The organism is Thermogemmatispora sp., from assembly GCF_042408735.1.
Taxonomy (GTDB): domain Bacteria; phylum Chloroflexota; class Ktedonobacteria; order Ktedonobacterales; family Ktedonobacteraceae; genus Thermogemmatispora.
This window is the reverse complement of sequence record NZ_JBHOQV010000147.1, coordinates 1-1,347: the sequence shown is the minus strand read 5'-3', so window position 1 is coordinate 1,347 and position 1,347 is coordinate 1. Positions and strand designations below refer to the sequence as shown.

Here is a 1,347-nt window from a genome sequence, read left to right as displayed (position 1 = left end):
CTCCTCCTCCGAAAACCTCTCCCTCGGCGTAGGCGCCTACCTCATCCACGTCTGGGATCCTTCCTCCGAACGCCTCCTGCACTGCTGGCGCGCCTTCTTCTCCGACTCCCTGGTCTGGTCTCCTGACGGCTCCCTGCTCGCCTTCCGCGGCCCCCAATCCCTCGAGATCCGCTCCGTCCTCACCGGCCAGCTCCTCCTCCAGCTCCCTCTTGCAGCCCCCCGCGCCTGGTCTCCCGATGGCTCCCTGCTCGCCTCCTCCGTCGACTTCTCTGTCAACCTCTGGCCTGTCGGCTCCCTCCTCTCTCCCTCTTCCCCCTCCTCCTGAGCCCCCCCTTGACAGGTTCCCCTCCACTCTGCTATCCTCTTCCCCAGCCTGACGGCTCCCTTGCTGCTCGACAAGCAGCTCTCTTCCGCCAGGGCCAGGCCTGCTCCCATGTTTCCATCTCACTTCCCCGATCAGTCTTCACACTTTGTTTGAAGGAAGAAGGAGGCTGTCGCATGATCCAACCTGTGTTGCGCTACCACCACCAGCAGGCTCGCGGCGTCACCGCCTGCGCCTGGTCTCCCGATGGCTCTCGGCTCGCCGTCAGCCACCTCCCTCAGCAGCTTCAGCTCTGGGACCCTGCCTCCGGCTCCCTGCTGCGCTCCTGGCCCACCCCTTCGACCGACTGGCTCACCTGGTCCCCCGACGGCTCCCTCCTCCTCTCTAGCTCCGAAGTCTGGGACGCTCATACCGGCCAGCTCCTGCTGCGTCTACACAGCACTCCCCTCGCCCTCTCTCCAGACGGAACCATCCTCGCCTGTGACACTTCAACCGCCCTTCTCCTGCAGGACCCCCGCCACGGCCTCTTCCTTGAGCGCCTCCCTCTTCCCGATCCTACCTCCAGCATCGCAACCTGCGCCTGGTCCCCTGACGGCTCCCTCCTCGCCGCCTACTGCGACCTCGATTATCCTTACGGAGCCATCTTCCTCTGGCAGGTCTCCACCGGCCAACTGCTCCTGCGCCTCCGCGACCACGTCGGCGCTCCTTCCGCTCTCGCCTGGTCCCCCGACGGCTCCCTCCTCGCCTCCTCCTCCGACGATGGCTCCCTCTCCCTCTGGAACCCTCGCTCCGGCCAGCTCCTCCTCCGGCTCTCTCACCCTCGCTCCATCTCCTCCCTCGCCTGGTCCCCCGACGGCTCCCTCCTCGCCTCCTCCTCCAACGATGGCTCCCTCTCCCTCTGGAACCCCCACTCCGGTCAGCTCCTCCTCCGACTCTCTCACTCTCGCTCCATCTCCTCCCTCGCCTGGTCCCCCGACGGCTCCCTGCTCGCCTCCGGCGACTCCAACGGCTCCCTCTCCCTCTGG

The 1,347-nt window shown here is 66.7% G+C and carries 1 protein-coding gene and 1 pseudogene; both read left to right on the top strand.

Translation table 11 applies throughout. From position 1 onward, the window contains the following. Positions 1–325: pseudogene (locus tag ACFMO7_RS16275) on the top strand (hypothetical protein); the annotation flags it as partial. Between the two features lie 173 nt (positions 326–498). Continuing rightward, a partial coding sequence (locus ACFMO7_RS16270; RefSeq protein ID WP_376796542.1) for a WD40 repeat domain-containing protein occupies positions 499–1,347 on the top strand: 849 nt, incomplete at its 3' end.